13 protein-coding genes are annotated in these 17,554 nt (G+C 62.5%); 3 read left to right on the top strand and 10 right to left on the bottom strand.

The window, feature by feature from the left end; all coding sequences use genetic code 11:
* The first annotated feature begins 224 nt into the window (after positions 1 to 224).
* On the top strand, positions 225 to 452 hold the full coding sequence (locus VMP31_RS08735) for a hypothetical protein (protein ID WP_325506092.1): 228 nt from the start codon (positions 225 to 227) through the stop codon (positions 450 to 452).
* 155 nt (positions 453 to 607) lie between these two features.
* Here VMP31_RS08735 and VMP31_RS08730 read toward each other — a convergent pair whose 3' ends face one another.
* From VMP31_RS08730 to VMP31_RS08700, 7 genes are all read right to left on the bottom strand, one after another.
* Positions 608 to 1,225, bottom strand: a complete 618-nt coding sequence (locus tag VMP31_RS08730) for an FKBP-type peptidyl-prolyl cis-trans isomerase (protein ID WP_275960653.1) — start codon at positions 1,223 to 1,225, stop codon at positions 608 to 610.
* Between the two features lie 61 nt (positions 1,226 to 1,286).
* Positions 1,287 to 1,433, bottom strand: a complete 147-nt coding sequence (locus VMP31_RS08725; protein ID WP_325506089.1) for a DUF2256 domain-containing protein — start codon at positions 1,431 to 1,433, stop codon at positions 1,287 to 1,289.
* The gene (locus tag VMP31_RS08720; protein ID WP_325506087.1) at positions 1,430 to 2,965 is read right to left on the bottom strand and encodes a cryptochrome/photolyase family protein; all 1,536 of its coding nucleotides are present in this window, start codon (positions 2,963 to 2,965) and stop codon (positions 1,430 to 1,432) included. The genes VMP31_RS08725 and VMP31_RS08720 overlap by 4 nt, the downstream gene beginning before the upstream one ends.
* A gap of 11 nt (positions 2,966 to 2,976) precedes the next feature.
* On the bottom strand, positions 2,977 to 3,282 hold the full coding sequence (locus tag VMP31_RS08715; RefSeq protein ID WP_325506085.1) for a DUF6482 family protein: 306 nt from the start codon (positions 3,280 to 3,282) through the stop codon (positions 2,977 to 2,979).
* Between the two features lie 140 nt (positions 3,283 to 3,422).
* A complete protein-coding gene (locus VMP31_RS08710; protein WP_325506083.1) occupies positions 3,423 to 3,920 on the bottom strand; it encodes a TIGR00645 family protein in 498 nt (165 codons plus the stop codon).
* A 202-nt stretch (positions 3,921 to 4,122) separates the two neighbouring features.
* The gene (locus VMP31_RS08705) at positions 4,123 to 4,464 is read right to left on the bottom strand and encodes a hypothetical protein (RefSeq protein ID WP_325506081.1); all 342 of its coding nucleotides are present in this window, start codon (positions 4,462 to 4,464) and stop codon (positions 4,123 to 4,125) included.
* A 198-nt stretch (positions 4,465 to 4,662) separates the two neighbouring features.
* The gene (locus VMP31_RS08700) at positions 4,663 to 7,125 is read right to left on the bottom strand and encodes a Lon protease family protein (protein WP_325506079.1); all 2,463 of its coding nucleotides are present in this window, start codon (positions 7,123 to 7,125) and stop codon (positions 4,663 to 4,665) included.
* A 135-nt stretch (positions 7,126 to 7,260) separates the two neighbouring features.
* Here VMP31_RS08700 and VMP31_RS08695 point away from each other — a divergent pair, with 135 nt between their 5' ends.
* Positions 7,261 to 8,895, top strand: a complete 1,635-nt coding sequence (locus VMP31_RS08695) for a cation:proton antiporter family protein (RefSeq protein WP_325506077.1) — start codon at positions 7,261 to 7,263, stop codon at positions 8,893 to 8,895.
* A gap of 47 nt (positions 8,896 to 8,942) precedes the next feature.
* Here VMP31_RS08695 and VMP31_RS08690 read toward each other — a convergent pair whose 3' ends face one another.
* The 3 genes from VMP31_RS08690 to ettA form a co-directional block, all read right to left on the bottom strand.
* Positions 8,943 to 9,272 (bottom strand): TraR/DksA family transcriptional regulator, encoded by a 330-nt coding sequence (locus tag VMP31_RS08690; protein WP_325506075.1) that lies wholly within the window; start codon positions 9,270 to 9,272, stop codon positions 8,943 to 8,945.
* A 165-nt stretch (positions 9,273 to 9,437) separates the two neighbouring features.
* Positions 9,438 to 10,775, bottom strand: coding sequence for an NADP-specific glutamate dehydrogenase (gene gdhA, locus VMP31_RS08685; protein ID WP_325506073.1), 1,338 nt, complete (start codon positions 10,773 to 10,775; stop codon positions 9,438 to 9,440).
* 239 nt (positions 10,776 to 11,014) lie between these two features.
* On the bottom strand, positions 11,015 to 12,682 hold the full coding sequence (gene ettA, locus VMP31_RS08680; protein ID WP_325506071.1) for an energy-dependent translational throttle protein EttA: 1,668 nt from the start codon (positions 12,680 to 12,682) through the stop codon (positions 11,015 to 11,017).
* Between the two features lie 478 nt (positions 12,683 to 13,160).
* Between ettA and VMP31_RS08675 the strand changes: the two genes are divergently transcribed.
* Positions 13,161 to 17,351: a sensor domain-containing protein gene (locus tag VMP31_RS08675; protein WP_325506069.1), complete on the top strand. Its 4,191-nt coding sequence runs from the start codon at positions 13,161 to 13,163 to the stop codon at positions 17,349 to 17,351.
* Positions 17,352 to 17,554 lie beyond the last annotated feature (203 nt).

Below are 17,554 nucleotides of genomic sequence, written 5' to 3'. Positions count from 1 at the left end.
GTGCTTAATATTGCGTGGTTCGACAGGCTGGGATTAGTGCGTCTCTCATAACCTCAATCTCTCGAACCGCCCGGTGCGGACCCGCATGCCGGGTGGTGTGGCAGGGGAGCGGCCTGTGAAGGCCGTCCCCTATGCCGATTTGCGCGACGAAAGGCAACGATTAATCCTTGCTATAAATGTAATAAGAATTATTCTCATCTGACCACTTGAAAGGGAGATGAGCCATGACCTATCTGATCGACGCCTGGCTGGACCGCCCGCAGCCGTATCTACGCATTCTCAACCGCAACACCGGCGAAGTCTGTGCGGTATTAAAGGACGATGCTCTGGACGAATTGCGTGATCAGGGCGATCTGGATCTGCACGAGCTGAATTCCTGCGAGCCGCTGGTGCTTAAGGAATTGGTGCGTAATCTGTTTCTTTATTGCTACGCTAGGGCGTTGCGCCCCTGAAGACAAAAACAGCACCCAGCTCTTGTAGCCCGGATGCAATCCGGGACATCGGTAGAAGCCAAAGACCGCTTCCCCGGATTACATCCGGGCTACAAGGTGATCGCGACTAACCCTAAGGCGGAAGGACACAGGGTCATCCGCCTCAGGAAAGCGCCTTAGAGAACGTCCAGCAGCTCCACATCAAACACCAGCACGCTGTGCGGTGGGATGCTGCCCACGCCTTGCTCGCCGTAGGCCAGCTCGCTCGGCACATACAGGCGCCATTTGCTGCCGGCATTCATCAGCTGCAGAGCTTCAGTCCAGCCGGCGATCACGCCGCCAACCGGAAACTCGGCCGGCTGGCCACGATCGTAGGAGCTGTCGAACACAGTGCCGTCGATCAGGGTGCCGTGGTAGTGGGTGCGCACGCTGTCTTCACGGGACGGCTTAGCGCCTTCGCCTGCGGTCAGCACTTCGTACTGCAGACCGGAAGCCAGAACGGTGATGCCGTCGCGCTTGGCGTTCTCAGCCAGGAAGGCCAGACCAGCACCAGCAGCGGCCTCAGCCTTGGCAGCGGCTTCGGCTTGCATGATGTCGCGGATTACTTTGAAGCTGGCGGTCAGTTCGGCTTCGCTGACGCGGCTTGGCTGGCCGGAGAAGGCATCGGTGATACCGGCAATGATGGCGTCCAGGCTGGCACCCGGCGGCGGGTTGTCACGCAGCTGACCACCCAGTTGACGGCCGATGCCGTAGCTGACGCGGGTTTCGTCAGTCGAGAGATTGATATCGGACATAGCACTGCTCCGCTGGAGGCTAAAAATGGTCGGCCAGCCTAGCACAAACCGCCTGACCGCCCTACCCGCCAGCCACGCCTTGGCGATTGCGCCGACAGCGCTCGGAGCAGTACTTCACCTCATCCCAACAGCGCGCCCACTTCTTGCGCCAGCTGAAAGGCAGACCGCACACCTGGCAGGTCTTGACTGGCAGTTCGGCCTTTTTCACAACGCCTCGCCGGCATCCAGCCGGGCCAATAGCTGCTCGCCGCGCGCCCATAGGCCTTGCTGCTTTGCCTCGCTCATCTTGTCCAGGCCGCGGTAGATCATGCCCAGGCGGTGGTTGCCGGACAGCTGCTGGCGGTGACGCATGAGGAAATGCCAATACAGCGCATTAAACGGGCAAGCCTGCTCACCGACGCTCTCCGTAACCTTGTAGGCGCAACTGCCGCAGTAGTTGGACATCCGCTTGATGTACTGACCGCTGGCGCAGTAGGGTTTGGAACCCAAATAACCGCCATCGGCGTGCATGACCATGCCCAGGGTGTTGGGCAGCTCGACCCAGTCGAAGGCATCCATATACACCGCCAGGTACCAGTCGCAGACCTGGCTGGGCGCAATGCCGGCCAACAGGGCGAAGTTGCCAGTGACCATCAGCCGCTGGATATGGTGGGCATAGGCATGTTCCAGCGTCTGACCGATAGCCTGGCTCATGCATTTCATGCGGGTTTTGCCGGTCCAGTAAAACTCCGGCAACGCCCGGGTATTGCCGAAGGCATTGCGCTCGGCGTACTCGGGCATATGCATCCAGTAGATGCCGCGCACGTATTCACGCCAGCCAATCAACTGGCGGATAAAGCCCTCGGCGGCGTTCAGCGGCACCTGACCGCGCCAGTAGGCCGCCTCCACATCCGCACACAACCGGCGCACATCCAGCAGGCCGATATTCAGCGCCGCGCTGATTCGCGCATGAAACAGAAACGGCTCACCGACCGCCATGGCGTCCTGATAATCGCCAAAGGCCGGCAGGGCAAAGTCGAGAAAATGCTGCCACAGCACCTCGGCCTCGGCGTGGGTCACCGGGTAATCGAAGGACGCCAGGCTGCCGTAGTGGTGACTGAAACGCTCGGCCACCAGCGCCAGCACGTCCTGGGTAATGCCATCCGCCGGAAAGCGGGCGGTCATCGGGGCCTTGATCTGCTTGGGCAGCGCCTTACGGTTTTCCGCGTCAAAGTTCCAGGCACCGCCCACCGGGGTGCCGTCGCCATTTAGCAGCAGGCCGGTCTTACGCCGCATCTCGCGGTAGAAGAACTCCATACGCAGCTGCTTGCGCCCCTCGGCCCAGCGGGCGAACTCGCCATGGCCACAGATAAAGCGGCTATCGGCATGCCAGGTAATCGGCAGGCCGCAAGCCTGCAGCGCCTGCTCCAGCCGCCATTCGCCGCACTCGGTGATATACACCTCGGCGGCCTGCAACTGCGTCGCCCAGCGCTGCAACTCGCCAGGCAGCGAGCCGCTGTTCTGTGCATCGTCCAGCTTGACGTAATGCACGCGCCAACCGCGCTCACGCAGGGCCTCGGCAAAGTGGCGCATGGCACTGAAGATCAGCGCAATCTTTTGCGGGTGGTGCGGCACATAGTTGGTTTCCTCCGCCACTTCAGCGAGCAGCACGGCATCCTGCTGCGGGTCCAAAGCCTGCAGGCTGGGCAGGTCGAAAGACAGCTGATCACCCAGTACCAGAGCAAGCCGGCGAATAGACATAGATTGGGTCGCTACCAGAAAGAGTTGAAGGAAATCGGCACCCGCAGGGTGTCCTGAGTGCCATCCTGCATGCCGCACATTTCGTCATGCACCACTGCATGAACTAGGTGGAACGGCACGCTTGGCAGGTCGTGCAGCAGGTCGCGGGCATGTTCGACCGAGCGCAGGTGCAGGGTCTTGCCATGGCTATCACTGAGCGGGTGGGCACGGCCATCCATGTGCGCTTCCAGCAGGTAGATACCACCCTCGATGGAGATCAGGTTGAGTGCGTCGATATGCCCAGCATGGGCGTGCAACGACAGGTCTTGCAGATTCATGGCGATGTCCTCGGGCAGATAAAACTATACAAAAATCTATACAAATACAATTTTTGTACAAGACAGTAAAAGCACAAGGCAGAAAGCAAACCGCCCGTCCGTTTTGCAACGGGCGGGCGGCGGTGACGCTTGAGAGGGGATCAGCTCGGTTCGTGCTTGGTCAGCTTATCCAGATAGCCCATGGCAAAGGCCGAGAGGACGAAGGCCATGTGAATGATCACGTACCACATCAACTTGCTGTCGGGGATGTTCTGCGCATTCATAAACACTTTGAGCAGATGGATCGAGGAGATCGCCACGATGGAGGCTGCTACTTTCATCTTCAGCGAGCTGGAGTCCATCTTGCCCAGCCAACTGAGCTTCTCGGTGCCCTCTTTGATATCCAGCTGGGAAACGAAGTTCTCGTAACCGGAAATCATCACCATCACCAACAGGCCGCCGACCAGCGCCATATCGATCAGCGAAAGGATCACCAGAATCAGATCCGCCTCGGCCATGCCGAAGACGTTGGGCAGAATGTGGAAAACTTCCTGAAAGAACTTCAGCGCCAGCGCCAGCAGACCCAGCGAAAGGCCAAAGTAGATAGGTGCCAGCAGCCAGCGCGAGGCATACATGGCATTTTCAATAAAGCGTTCCATAAGGGCTCACTCAGGGTTCAAGACTGGCGGCGAGTATACCCAGCACGGCTCGCCAGACAAAGGCGGGGCGCAAGCGCAAAGCAGATGCCAGGGTTATCCCCGACATCTGTGGATAAAACTGTGGACAGGCTCAGGATTGATCAGCACAAGCCGCCTGACTGCAGCCTTTGCGCCGGCGGATCAAATGCTGCGCAGCGAGCGCTCAGGTTTCCGGGCGAAACATATAGTTGCCCAGTTGGCGGCCCCCCTGGTTGTTCAGGCGGCGCAGTTCGGCCTGGATATGCAAGCGCCAGATCGGCAGCTCGTCGCACGCGTCGTAGCCCATGTCAAACAGGCTCTCGGCGATTTCAATGAGCACACCTTCGGCGACGCAAGGCCCGTGGAATGGGCCTTGCGCCTTGATGGTAGAGGGTTGGTTGCCGGCGATTCCGGCGGCACAGATCAGTGTCCAGAGGCCCGCATTGCCCGCCAGCGGCAACACCACGCATTCGATGCGGGTATCCAGGCCCAGGCAATGGCGGGTGAGATTGAGGCTGCGCGACATGGCGGCGATCCTCTCGGGAGCAGGTCTTCAGCCTACACCCGAGCAAGCGCCCGTGGGAAGTCGCCAGTTATCCCCGCACATTGTGGATAACTCTGTGGATGAACCGAGGAAAAGCCGCCCCGAACTGCGCCGTATAAAGGGCCTTGGAATTCGTTCAATGACTGACCAGCCACCGCCCGAATCCCCAGCCCCGGTCAGTCACTCGGCCGCTGGCTTTTTGGCCCGAGGCTTCTTCTCCTTGACCACAGCCGGCGCGTCTTCCTTTTTCGGCTCGTCCTTGTCGTCGTCTTCCATGCCCATGGCGGCGATATCGCGCAGACGCTCGACCACCCGCGCATTGACACTGCCCGCCGGGAATTGCCCCTGCTCATTGGGCGAACCGGCATCCGCGCCAACCAGCAGGCTCAGCGCCTCGTCGACCTGACGCACCGCATAGATATGGAACTGCCCAGCGCGCACCGCCTGCAGCACCCGCTCGTCGAGCATGAGGGTGGTGACGTTGGAATGCGGGATGATCGCGCCCTGCTCGCCCGTCAGACCGCGGGCCTCACAGAGGCGGAAGAAGCCTTCGATCTTCTCGTTGACCCCACCAACCGCCTGCACCTCACCGAACTGGTTGATCGACCCGGTAATGGCGAAACACTGCTTGAGCGGGGTACGCGACAGGGCCGAGATCAGCGTGCAGACCTCACCGAGCGAGGCGCTGTCACCGTCGACATAACCGTAGGACTGCTCCAGGGCGATACTCGCGGAAATTTCCAGGGGAAATTCCTGGGCGTAACGGCTGCCCAGGTAACCGGTAAGGATCATCACGCCCTTGGAGTGGATCGGCTGGCCAAGGTTGACCTCGCGTTCGATATCGACGATGCCACTGCCGCCCGGATAGACGGTGGCGGAAATCCGCGCAGGCACACCGAAGGCTGAGTCACCGACTTCCAGCACGGTCAGACCGTTGCACTTGCCCACGGCCGCGCCGGCGGTGTCGATCAGGATGATCCCGGCCAGCATGTCGTCGATGATCCGTGCCGAAACGCGACCCGTGCGGGTGGCCTTGGCCTTTAGCGCGCGCTCGATATGCCCGGCGTCGGTCACTTCATCCCCAGCCAGGCTGCGGATAAAGTCGGCTTCGCTGACCAGTTGGAACAGATCGCCAATACGCGCCGATAAGCGCCCCTGATGCTCGGCCAGCCGCGCGCTGTAGGTCGCCACGCGCGCCACGGCGGCAGCGGTCAGCGGGGCCATGCCCTCTTCCGAGGTGCGGGTCTTCATCAGTTGGGCGAACTGCTCCAGGCTGTCGTCGGCCAGCGGGATGTCTTCATCGAAGTCGACCAGTACGCGGAACATTTCCTGGAAGTCCGGATCGTGGTCCTGCAACGCGTAATACAGCTGGCGCGCGCCGATGATGATGACCTTGACCTGCAGCGGGATCACCTGAGGATTCAGGGTAATGGTGGCGATGCGGCCGAGATCGCCCAAGGGCGACTCCATCTTCAGCTGGCGCGAATGCAGGGCGCGCTTGAGCGCATCCCAGACAAAGGGCTCGCCGAGCATCTTCTCGGCTTCGAGAATCAGAAAGCCGCCGTTGGCCCGGTGCAAGGCACCAGGGCGCAGCTGGCGGTAGCTGGTGTAGAGCGCGCCCTGGTCGGTGTTGTATTCGATGCGACCGAACAGGTTGTCGTAGGTCGGGTGCGGCTCGAATACCACGGGCGCGCCGCCCTGGGCATGATGGCCGACCACCAGGCTGGGGCAGTACTGCTCTTCAAGCAGCTTGCGGGTCTGGGCGTCGATGCGCTCCACTTCGACCAGCTGATCGACTACGGTTTTCAGCAGGTTGACCTGCATGGCCTGCAGGTAGGCACAGACCCCGGCGTTTTCCGCATACTTCTGCGACAGGGGCGCGAGCAGCGGCTGCAGGGCCACTGTGATGGTTTCTTCGTTAAGCTGACGCAGCTGGTTGCTCGACTCACGCTTCCACTGCGGCAGGCTGGCCAGCTCCTCGTTGAGGCGCTCTTCCAGGGTGGCGATATCAGCGTGGAAACGCTCGCGCTCGGCTTCCGGCAGCTGGGCAAACTCGGCCTCATCCAGGGCCTTGCCGTCGAGCATGGGGGTGAAGGCAATATTGCTGCTGTCGCGATACAGGGCGACGTTCTTTTCCAGCGACAGCCGCTCGATTACATCCAGGGCCTGGTCGTAGCGCTTGTTGAAGGCGCGGTCGATGGCGTTCTTCTTCTGCTGGAACGAGGGGTGTTCGAACACCGCGGGGAAGGTCGCCAGCAGGTTGTCGATCAACTGGTTGATATCGTCGAGAAAGGCACCGGCGGTGCCCGAAGCCAGCTCCAGCGCACGAGGCTCGCGGGGCTCGTCGAAGTGATTGACGTACAGCCGATCGGCCGGGGTTTCCAGGCGCTTGGCTTCGGCCTTGAGGTAGCGTCTGACGAAGGAGAAGCGGCCGGTGCCCGGCTCGCCCATAACGAATACGTTGTAACCGGGGCGCGGCATGGCCACGCCGAACTGCAGGGCCTCTACCGCACGCTCCTGACCGAGTACGCCGCGAAAGGGCTCCAGGTCTTCGGTGCTGGTGAAGTTGAACTGCTCGGGAGTGAAGGGACGGGTAAGCGCTTCAGGTGCCAACCGCAAATGGGCTGCAACGGAGTCTGGCATTGGAAATCCTTGGACGGGGGGCTGGTGAAATCATCGCCGCATCGGCCGGCATCCACAAGCGGTATGCTTGATCCAACGCAAGCGCAGGATCACAGGGGCTTTTTACAATCACAGCTGACTATCGAGGAGTGATGAATGAGCCTGTTCCAGGAAGTGGCGGTACTGCTGGCCCTGTCAGCTCTGGTCGGGGCTATTGCGGTCAAGCTGCGCCAGCCCCTGATCATCGCCTATATTCTCGTCGGCATTCTCGCCGGCCCGGCGGTGCTGGGCCTTAGCAGCGAAAACGAGCCCCTGGAACTGCTCGCTGAAATCGGCATCACCGTGCTGCTGTTCGTGGTCGGCCTCAAGCTGGATATGCGCTTGGTGCGCACCCTCGGTCCGGTGGCGCTGGCCACTGGGTTGGGCCAACTGACCTTCACCATCATCTTCGGCTACGGCCTGTGTTACCTGCTGGGCCTGGAATGGCTGACCGCCCTGTATGTGGCGGTGGCCCTGACCTTTTCCAGCACCATCATTATCGTCAAGCTGCTCTCGGACAAAGGCGAGATCGACTCGCTGCACGGGCGCATCGCCATGGGCTTTCTGATCGTCCAGGACATCGCCGTGGTGCTGGCCATGCTCGGTCTCAACCTCTACCAGCCCAGCAGCGGCGAGCAGCAAGGCATGCATCCGCTGGCCCTGCTGGCGATCCTGCTTGGCAGCCTGGCGGTGCTCTTCCTGCTGATGCGCTACGCCCTGCCACGCCTGCTGGACAGCATGGCCAGCTCGCCGGAACTGCTGATGCTGATCGCCATAGCCTGGGGCATCCTGCTGGCTGCCGGCGCGGACACCCTGGGCTTGTCCAAGGAAATCGGGGCCTTTCTCGCCGGTTTCTCCCTGGCCTCGACGCCCCTGCGCGAAGCCGTGGCCAGCCGCCTGACCAGCCTGCGCGACTTCCTTCTGCTGTTCTTCTTTCTGCACCTGGGCCTGCAGCTGGACTTCGCCCATATTCACGGGCAGATCGGCAGCGCGCTGGTGCTCTCGGCCTTCGTGCTGATCGGCAACCCGCTGATCGTCATGGCGATCATGGGCTGGATGGGCTACCGCAAACGCACCGGCTTTATGGCCGGGCTGACTGTGGCGCAGATCAGCGAGTTCTCCATCATCTTCGTCGCCATGGGCATCGGCCTCGGCCATGTCGGCCCGGACGCCCTGGGCCTGACCACCCTGGTCGGACTGATCACCATCACTCTGTCGACCTATATGATCCTCTACTCCCAGGCCCTATTCGACCGCCTGGCTCCCTGGCTGGGCATCTTCGAGCGGCATATCCCGCACCGCGAGAACGCCAACGACAGCGACCCGCAAAACACTCATGCGCAAATCATCATCTATGGCATGGGCCGCTATGGCCGGCAGCTGGCTCACCAGCTTGAGGCGGGCGGGCTGCGCGTACTGGGTGTGGACTTCGACCCCGGCGCTCTGGCCGAGGCGCGCAATGAAGGCCTCAGCGCCTGCTATGGCGATGCCGAGGACAACGATTTTCTCGAACACCTGCCGCTCAATTATGCCCAGGCGATGATCAGCACCATCCCCCAGCGCGAGGTCAACGCCATTCTGCTGCGAGCGCTACGGGCCAGCACCTTCAAGGGCAAGATCACCCTCAGCGCGTTCCGCACCGGCGATGCCGAAGCCCTGGAAAGAGCGGGAGCCGCCAGCGTACTGCGGCCCTATAGCGACGCCGCGGAAACCGCGGCGCGCCGCCTGCTAAGTGAAATAAGCGAACGCTGATCGGGGATACCGGGGAAGCGGCTGAACGCCGCGACCGGCGGGGATATTCAGTTTTTCTCGGCCTGATCGGCGCAGGCCAGGCAGTATTCGGTGGCCGGCATGGCCGCCAGACGCGCCGGCTTGATCGCCTCGCCGCAGCGCAGACACAGACCATACTGCCCCTCCGCCAGACGCAGCTTGGCCAGCCCGACCTGGCGCATACCCGTTTCGGCCTCCATCAGCAAAGCTTCGAGCACTTCATCGTTCTGCCGCTGCAAGGCCTGCTCAGCGAAATCGGGCGAGTGGCTGCGCGCCAGGTCCTGGCGAATCGCGTTGGCACGGGCGCTGTATTCGTTAAGCAGGGTGTAGAGCGCGGTGTAGGGGTCGAAAGCGGGCATGCGGGCAGTCCTCAGGAATACTGCCTTCAGTGTGGCGCGTGTACGGCGCTTGGCACTGATGCCGGTCAGGAATTCTGTAACTATTCTTCGCCGGCGAGCGCATAAAATAAAAATGCCAGCCCTAAGGCTGGCATACGCAACGAGCGCCGAACCGGCAACAGAGGGTCAGACCACGCCCTGGGCCAGCATGGCTTCGGCCACCTTGACGAAGCCGGCGATATTGGCCCCCTTCACATAGTTGATACGGCCGTTCTCCTCGCCATGGTGCACGCAGGCATGGTGGATGTTCTGCATGATGCCGTGCAGACGCTCATCCACTTCGCCAGCGGTCCAGTGCAGGCGCATGGCGTTCTGGCTCATTTCCAGCCCGGAGGTGGCCACGCCGCCGGCGTTGGAGGCTTTGCCCGGGGCGTAGCAGATGCCCGCCTCGATGAACAGATCCACCGCCTCCAGGGTCGAAGGCATGTTGGCCCCTTCGGCGACGCAGATGCAGCCGCTCTTCAGCAGCGTGCGGGCGTCCTCGCCGTCCAGCTCGTTCTGCGTGGCGCAAGGCAGGGCGATATCACACGGCAGGCTCCACGGACGCTGCCCTGGGAGAAACTGCAGGCCAAAGTGAGCGGCCATTTCGCTGAGGCGACCGCGACGGACGTTCTTCAGCTCCATCAGGTACTGCCACTGCTCCTCGCTCAGGCCGGCCTCGGCATACAGGGTGCCTGCGGAGTCGGACACGGAAATCACCGTACCGCCCAGCTCCATGACCTTCTGCGCCGCGTACTGGGCCACGTTGCCGGAGCCGGAAATGGCCACGCGCTTGCCCTCGAAACCCTGGCCGTCACGCTTGAGCATCTCCTGGGCGAAGTACACACAGCCGTAGCCGGTGGCTTCCGGGCGGACCAGGCTGCCGCCGTAGCTCAGGCCCTTGCCGGTCAGCACCGAGGTGAACTGGTTGGACAGACGCTTGTACTGGCCGAACAGGTAGCCGATCTCGCGGCCACCGACGCCGATATCGCCGGCTGGCACATCCAGATCGGCGCCGATATGGCGATACAGCTCGGCCATAAAGGACTGACAGAAGCGCATCACTTCGCCGTCGCTCTTGCCCTTGGGGTCGAAGTCTGAGCCGCCCTTGCCGCCGCCCATCGGCAGCGAGGTCAGGGAGTTCTTGAACACCTGCTCGAAGGCAAGAAACTTGAGCACACCCAGGTTCACCGAAGGATGGAAGCGCAGTCCGCCCTTGTACGGGCCGATGGCGCTGCTCATCTGCACCCGATAGCCGCGATTGACGCGCACCTGGCCGGCGTCATCGACCCAGGGCACGCGAAACAGAATGGCCCGCTCCGGCTCGACCATGCGCTCCAGAATACCCGCCTGCAGGTAACGCGGATTGGCCTGCAGGAAGGGCCACAGGCTGCGCACCACTTCCTCCACCGCCTGGTGGAATTCGGGCTGATCGGGGTCGCGCTGCTTCAGCGCAGCCAGGAACTGGTCGACGGATTGGGACATGAGCGAGAGCCTCAGCGCAGGGGTGCGCAACAACACACGGGAAAAGAGGCCGGCACTCTAGCAGCAGGGAAAGCCCCATAACAGGGCAAAATGTCGCAATGATGAATCTTTTTGGTGCAAAACTGTAAATAACCGACCCGTATCGGCACTTAAAGCCAGCGCGACTCTCGGCAGAGGGAATGCAGAAACACAAACGAGGCCCGCAGGCCTCGTTTGCTTACAGCAGTAAAGCTGCGAACTTACTGCGCCAGCTTCTTGTGCCGCACGCGGTGCGGTTGCGAGGCGGCGTCGCCGAGGCGCTTCTTGCGGTCGGCTTCATACTCGGTGTAGTTGCCCTCGAAGAACTCGATATGCGAGTCGTCTTCGTACGCCAGGATGTGGGTCGCCACGCGATCCAGGAACCAGCGATCGTGAGAGATCACAATGGCGGCACCAGGGAAGTCCAGTAGCGCTTCTTCCAGGGAACGCAGGGTTTCCACGTCGAGGTCGTTGGACGGTTCGTCGAGCAGCAATACGTTTGCGCCCTCTTTCAGGGTCAGCGCCAAGTGCAGACGGCCGCGCTCACCACCGGAGAGGTCCTTGACGAACTTCTGCTGGTCGCCGCCTTTGAAGTTGAAGCGGCCGACATAGGTACGCGACGGCACCTCGTAGTTGCCGATCTTGATCATGTCGGAGCCATTGGACACCGCTTCCCATACGGTCTTGCTGCCATCCAGGTCCTCGCGGCTCTGGTCGACGCAGGCCATCTGCACGGTTTCGCCGATCTCGATGCTGCCCGAGTCCGGTTGCTCCTTGCCCATCAGCATACGGAACAGGGTCGACTTACCGGCACCGTTACCGCCGATCACGCCGACGATGGCACCCTTGGGCATGCTAAACGACAGGTTGTCGATCAGCGCGCGGTCGCCGTAGCCCTTGCTGACGCCGACGAAGTCGATGACCTTGTCGCCCAGACGCGGGCCAGCCGGGATATAGATCTCGTTGGTTTCGCTGCGCTTCTGGAATTCCTGGGACTGCATTTCCTCAAAACGCTGCAAGCGCGCCTTGGACTTGGACTGGCGAGCTTTCGCGCCTTTGCGCACCCACTCCAGCTCTTCCTTCATGGCCTTTTCATGGGCCGACTGCTGCTTGGATTCCTGGGCTAGACGATCCGATTTGGCTTCCAGCCAGCCGGAATAATTGCCCTCGTAAGGAATGCCGGCACCGCGGTCGAGCTCGAGAATCCAGCCGGCGACGTTATCCAGGAAGTAACGATCGTGGGTGATCGCGACCACGGTGCCGGGGAAGTCGTGGAGGAAGTGCTCCAGCCAGGCCACCGAGTCGGCGTCCAGGTGGTTGGTTGGTTCGTCGAGCAGCAGCATGTCCGGAGCCGACAGCAACAGACGGCACAGCGCCACACGGCGCTTTTCGCCACCGGAGAGTACGGCGACCTTGGCATCCCAGGCCGGCAGGCGCAGGGCGTCGGCGGCGACTTCCAGCTGACGCTCGAGGTTGTGACCGTCACTGGTCTGCAGGATGGCTTCGAGCTTGGCCTGCTCAGCGGCCAGCTTGTCGAAGTCGGCATCCGGCTCGGCGTAGGCGGCGTAGACCTGATCCAGACGCGCCTGGGCGTCTTTAATTACGCTGACGGCTTCTTCCACCACTTCGCGCACGGTCTTGTTCGGATCGAGCTGCGGCTCCTGCGGCAAGTAGCCGACGTTCAGCTCAGGCATCGGACGGGCTTCGCCATCGAACTCGGTGTCGACCCCGGCCATGATTTTCAACAGGGTGGACTTGCCCGAGCCGTTGAGACCGAGCACGCCGATCTTGGCACCGGGGAAGAAGGACAGGGAGATGTTCTTGAGGATTTCCCGCTTCGGCGGCACTACTTTGCTCAACCGATGCATGGTGTAGACGTATTGGGCCATGGATAACCTGGGTTCTGGACAGAAAAACGAGATATAAGGCTGCAGACTGTGACGGGCCGCAGGCTGCCCCGAATGGCAGCTCGGGCACGGATTCGCACAGCCACGCGCGTGCGGCAAAGCTACCGGAATGCGCGATGCAGGGCAAACGACGCTCGTCGGCCACGCTGGCACTTTGCCATATTTATGGCATGCTAGCCGGCTGCCGCGATCCAGACTGGCAAGCGCCTCGCCCGGCACGCTCAAGCGAGCCCGGATAGCGACTGCGGCACTCTAACTAGTGGTTATTTTTTACTCGAATTGGTTAACTCCTCGGGTATGCGCCGCGTTGCGTTATTCGCGATGTGAACCCGGCGGCCTTCGCTACGGATGACGAAGCCGGACACTCCCCCAGATACAGCTCATCCCAGGATTTAGGTCATTGCCTAGAGTCACGCCTCCAACCGCTTCGCGCCTTTCCAGCGAAGCCCTGCTTGCGCCCATGAGCGGCCCAGCCAGGGGCACGCTGGTGGCGCTGGTCATGCTGATGCTGGGCTTGCTGCTGTGGCAACTGCACCTGGAATCGCGTCAACTGCAGGACAACCAGCTGCAGCTCAGCCATGCCTACAGCAACCAGCTGGCCAATCACCTGGGCCTGAACATGGAGCTCAAGGCCAGCGCCGGCCAGGCCCTGCTGCAGCCCCACAGCCGCCCGCCTGCACCGGGCGCAGCCAGCGAGGCCCTGCTTGGCTCGCTACGCGGCGTGTTTCCAACACTGCGCGGGCTGATCTGGCTGGATGCCCGGGGGCAAATGCTGACCAGCGCCGGAGCCCCGCCGCCGAACGTGACGTACCTCCGTGAACTGTTCCAGCGGGGCCAGCCGCACAACTACTTCTATACCTTCAGCGCCCAGGACGGCGGCGAGATCTACCTGATGCTGCGCCAGACGCAAGGTGAGGGTTTCTGGGTCCTGCACCTGACCAACCGAGCGCTGCGCAGCTGGCTTAGCGAGCACCATCAAAGCCCCCAGCAGTGGCTGCTGGAAGACCGCTACTCGCAGCGGGTCATCGCCAGCCAGGGCGACAGCCTGTCGCCGGACAGCCCGATTGCGCCTCCCGTCACGGCCGAGAACCTGGCCCAGACCATCCTGCTCAACCCGCTGGCCGGCAGCGACTGGCAGCTGCGCGCGCTGTTCAACGAGCGCAAGGTGCGCGCCCAGCAACTGCCGCAACTGGCCAGCAAGCTGCTGCTATTTATCCTCTGTGCCCTGCTCACCCTGTTCGCCCTGTATCGCCTGCTGCACGAGCAGCGCAACCTGCACGCCCTCAACACCGCCTCGCGGCGCTCCCTGCAACAGGCGGCGACGGTGCTGGGTGCGATCGAAGAGCGGGTGCTGGTGACCGACGGCAACGGCCAGTTGCAGTACCTCAACCCCCAGGCCGAAAGCCTGTTCGGCCTGAGCAACGCCGAGGCGCACAACTGGCACCTGCTGCAGCTGCTACCGCGCCTCGACCCCATGCTGCTGCACGGCAACGGCGCATCCCATGAGCTGGGTCCGGACCTGGTGGAAATCCGCCAGAACGGGGAGCCACGGCTGTACGACATCAGCCGCAGCGATCTGGGCGAGGAGTCCCCACACGGCGGCTTTGTCTGGGTGCTGCGCGACGTCACCGAAGAGCAGCATGCCAATCAAGTGCTGCGCGAAACCCGCCGGCGCTATCAGGATATTTTCGAAGGCACCGGTACCGCCCTGTGCGTGCTCGATCTGGCCGACCTGCATGCCTACCTGCATGCCTACCTGCAGCACCAGCAGATCCGCGACGTGCCCGGCCTACTGCACTGGCTGGCGGCCGACCCGCAACGGCACCAGGCGCTCTGCCAGCGCCTGCGCCTGACCGAAACCAACCAGGTGGCCCTGCGTCTGCTCGGTGTCGACTCCACCGAGCAGGCCTGGAAGCACCTGTTCAACAGCGGCCCGCTGCACCCCGAAGGCTTCCGCCTGCAGCTGATCAGCGCCCTGCTCACGGGCAATGGCCAGCTGGAAATGGAACGCCAGATCAACACGTTGCAGGGCCAGGAACGCCACCTGTGGCTGCTCCTGCGTCTGCCGGAAAACCCGCTGGAGCTCAATTCGGTAACCCTGAGCATCAGCGATATCACCAGCCGCAAGCGCGTCGAAACCTCGCTGATCGAGCGCGAGCGCTTCTGGTCCGATGTGGTCAGCGCGGTACCGGATACCATCTACGTGCACGACATCGCCGCCAAGCGGGTGATGTACAGCAACAATCATCTGGGTCCGCAGCTGGGCTACAACAAGGTCGAGCTACGCGAAATGGGCGAGCGGCTGTGGGAGAGGATCCTCCATCCCGACGACGTCGAACTCTACCTGCGCATGCGCAATATCCAGCAGGTGCTGGGCAAAGGCCGGCTGATGCAATTCGAGCTGCGCTGGCGGCACCGCGATGGCAGCTGGCACTGGTTCGATATCCGCGAGCAGGCCCTGGCCTACGATGAGCGCGGCCGGGTCAGCCGACTGATCGGCGTGGCCAAGGACATCACCGAACAGATCGTGCGCAGCGAATCCCTGAGCACCAGCGAGCAGCGCTACCGGATGCTGGCGGAAAGCATCAGCGATGTAATCTTCTCCACCGACGACAGGCTGCAGCTCAACTACGTCAGCCCCTCGGTCATGCAGGTGCTCGGTTACGACAGCGAGTGGACACTGAGCAACGGCTTCCACGGCCTGGCCACCAACCCGCGGCAACTGACCGGTTTCTATGCCCTGCTGGATCGGGTGAGCGCCGCTCTGGGCGATCCACAGCGCCTGGCCGAACTGCGCGCGCAGTTCCTGCCGCAGCTGTTCGTCTTCGACTGCCTGCATGCCGATGGCAAGAAGATTCCGATAGAGCTGCGCCTGGTACCCATGTGGGACGACAGCGGACGCTTTGAAGGCCTGCTGGGCGTGGGCCGCGACATCAGCCAGCAACGCCGCGCGGAGAAAGACCTGCGCATGGCCGCCACGGTGTTCGAGCACTCCACTGCGGCGATTCTGGTCACCGACCCGGCTGGCTATATCGTCCAGGTCAACAACGCCTTCAGCCGAGTCAGCGGCTACAGCTCCAAGCAAATTCTCGACCAGCTGCCGAGCATGCTTACCGCCGATACCCAGCAGGCCAGCCACCTCAGCTTCGTGATCCGCCAGCTCAACCAGCAGGGCAGCTGGGAGGGCGAGGTGTGGCTGAAACGGCGCAACGGCGAAAAATTCCCAGCCTGGGTCGGTATCACCGCGGTCAAGGACGACGAGGGCGACCTGGTCAGCTACGTGTGCTTCTTCAGCGACATCAGCGAGCGCAAGGCCAGCGAACAGCGCATTCACCGCCTGGCCTACTACGACGCCCTGACCCAGCTGCCCAACCGCACCCTGTTCCAGGACCGCCTGCACAATGCCCTGCAGCATGGCGAGCGGCATCAGGAATGGGTGGTGCTGATGTTCCTCGACCTCGATCGTTTCAAGCCGATCAACGATTCCCTGGGCCACGCCGCCGGCGACCGCATGCTCAAGGAAGTGGCCGTGCGCCTGGCCGCCTGCGTCGACGGTGACGACACCGTGGCGCGCATGGGCGGCGACGAATTCACCCTGCTGCTGCAATCCGATGCCAGCCGCGAGGGCGCGCTGAAACGGGCCATCCATGTCGGCGAGCAGATCCTCGCCAGCCTGGCCCAGCCGTTTATCCTTGAAGGCCGCGAGTTCTTCGTCAGCGCCAGTATCGGCATCGCCCTCAGCCCCCAGGACGGCAGCGAACTGAGCCAGCTGATGAAGAACGCCGACACGGCGATGTACCACGCCAAGGAACGCGGCAAGAACAACTTCCAGTTCTACCAGGCCGACATGAACGCCAGCGCCCTGGAGCGCCTGGAGCTGGAAAGCGACCTGCGCCACGCTCTGGAGCAGGACGAATTCAGGCTCTACTACCAGCCGCAGTTCTCCGGCGACGGCAAGCGCCTGACCGGGGCCGAGGCGCTGCTGCGCTGGCAGCACCCGACCCGCGGCCTGGTGCCGCCGAACGACTTTATCCCGGTGCTCGAAGAACTGGGCCTGGTGGTCCAGGTCGGCGAGTGGGTGCTGCGCGAGGCCTGCCACCAGCTCAGCCAATGGCATCAGGCCAAGGTGCGGGTGCCGAAGATCTCGGTCAACCTGTCGGCCCGGCAGTTTGCCGAAGGCGATCTGGGCCTGCGCATCGCCAGCATCCTCAAGGACAGCGGTATCCCGTCGGCCTGCCTGGAACTGGAACTGACCGAAAGCATCCTGATGGACGACGTGACCAATGCCATGCAAACCATGACCAGCCTCAAGCGCCTGGGGGTGTGCCTGGCCATCGACGACTTCGGCACCGGCTACTCGTCGCTGAACTACCTCAAGCAGTTCCCCATCGACGTGCTGAAAATCGACCGCAGCTTTGTCGATGGCCTGCCCCACGGCGAACAGGACGGCCAGATCGCCCGCGCCATTATCGCCATGGCCCATAGCCTCAACCTCACGGTGATCGCCGAGGGCGTGGAAACCCTGGCCCAGCTGGACTTCCTCCGTGGCCACGACTGCGACGAAGTGCAGGGCTTCCTGCTCGGCCGACCGATGCCGGCCAAGCAATTCACCGCACTGTTTAGCGGCACCGCGTTGTTTATGCTCAGCTAGGCGCAATTTGTAGGATCAGCGCATTAGGCATCCGCTCGGCGCGCAGCGACAGCCCGCCGGCTTTTGTGCCACAGCAGCGAACCAAGGCGCACTGCCTGCGGCGAGTGGCACCCTACGGGTCGCGGGTTGCTCAAGGTAATGGATCGGGATGCAGTCCCGTAGCCCGGATGCAATCCGGGAGATGCCGTTGCGAGCAAAGCTCC

The organism is Pseudomonas sp., assembly GCF_035512415.1.
Lineage (GTDB): Bacteria > Pseudomonadota > Gammaproteobacteria > Pseudomonadales > Pseudomonadaceae > Aquipseudomonas.
The sequence above is the reverse complement of the archived record's forward strand: the minus strand, read 5'-3'. Positions and strand labels throughout refer to the sequence as shown.

What these genes read in the sequence shown, in the direction of transcription:
- VMP31_RS08690 (WP_325506075.1), bottom strand. Translation starts at nt 9,272, where the DNA reads ATGCCCGCTTTCGACCCCTACACCGCGCTCTACACCCTGCTTAACGAA.
- VMP31_RS08710 (WP_325506083.1), bottom strand. Translation starts at nt 3,920, where the DNA reads ATGGAACGCTTTATTGAAAATGCCATGTATGCCTCGCGCTGGCTGCTG.
- VMP31_RS08695 (WP_325506077.1), top strand. Translation starts at nt 7,261, where the DNA reads ATGAGCCTGTTCCAGGAAGTGGCGGTACTGCTGGCCCTGTCAGCTCTG.
- VMP31_RS08700 (WP_325506079.1), bottom strand. Translation starts at nt 7,125, where the DNA reads ATGCCAGACTCCGTTGCAGCCCATTTGCGGTTGGCACCTGAAGCGCTT.
- gdhA (WP_325506073.1), bottom strand. Translation starts at nt 10,775, where the DNA reads ATGTCCCAATCCGTCGACCAGTTCCTGGCTGCGCTGAAGCAGCGCGAC.
- ettA (WP_325506071.1), bottom strand. Translation starts at nt 12,682, where the DNA reads ATGGCCCAATACGTCTACACCATGCATCGGTTGAGCAAAGTAGTGCCG.
- VMP31_RS08735 (WP_325506092.1), top strand. Translation starts at nt 225, where the DNA reads ATGACCTATCTGATCGACGCCTGGCTGGACCGCCCGCAGCCGTATCTA.
- VMP31_RS08715 (WP_325506085.1), bottom strand. Translation starts at nt 3,282, where the DNA reads ATGAATCTGCAAGACCTGTCGTTGCACGCCCATGCTGGGCATATCGAC.
- VMP31_RS08705 (WP_325506081.1), bottom strand. Translation starts at nt 4,464, where the DNA reads ATGTCGCGCAGCCTCAATCTCACCCGCCATTGCCTGGGCCTGGATACC.
- VMP31_RS08675 (WP_325506069.1), top strand. Translation starts at nt 13,161, where the DNA reads ATGAGCGGCCCAGCCAGGGGCACGCTGGTGGCGCTGGTCATGCTGATG.
- VMP31_RS08730 (WP_275960653.1), bottom strand. Translation starts at nt 1,225, where the DNA reads ATGTCCGATATCAATCTCTCGACTGACGAAACCCGCGTCAGCTACGGC.
- VMP31_RS08720 (WP_325506087.1), bottom strand. Translation starts at nt 2,965, where the DNA reads ATGTCTATTCGCCGGCTTGCTCTGGTACTGGGTGATCAGCTGTCTTTC.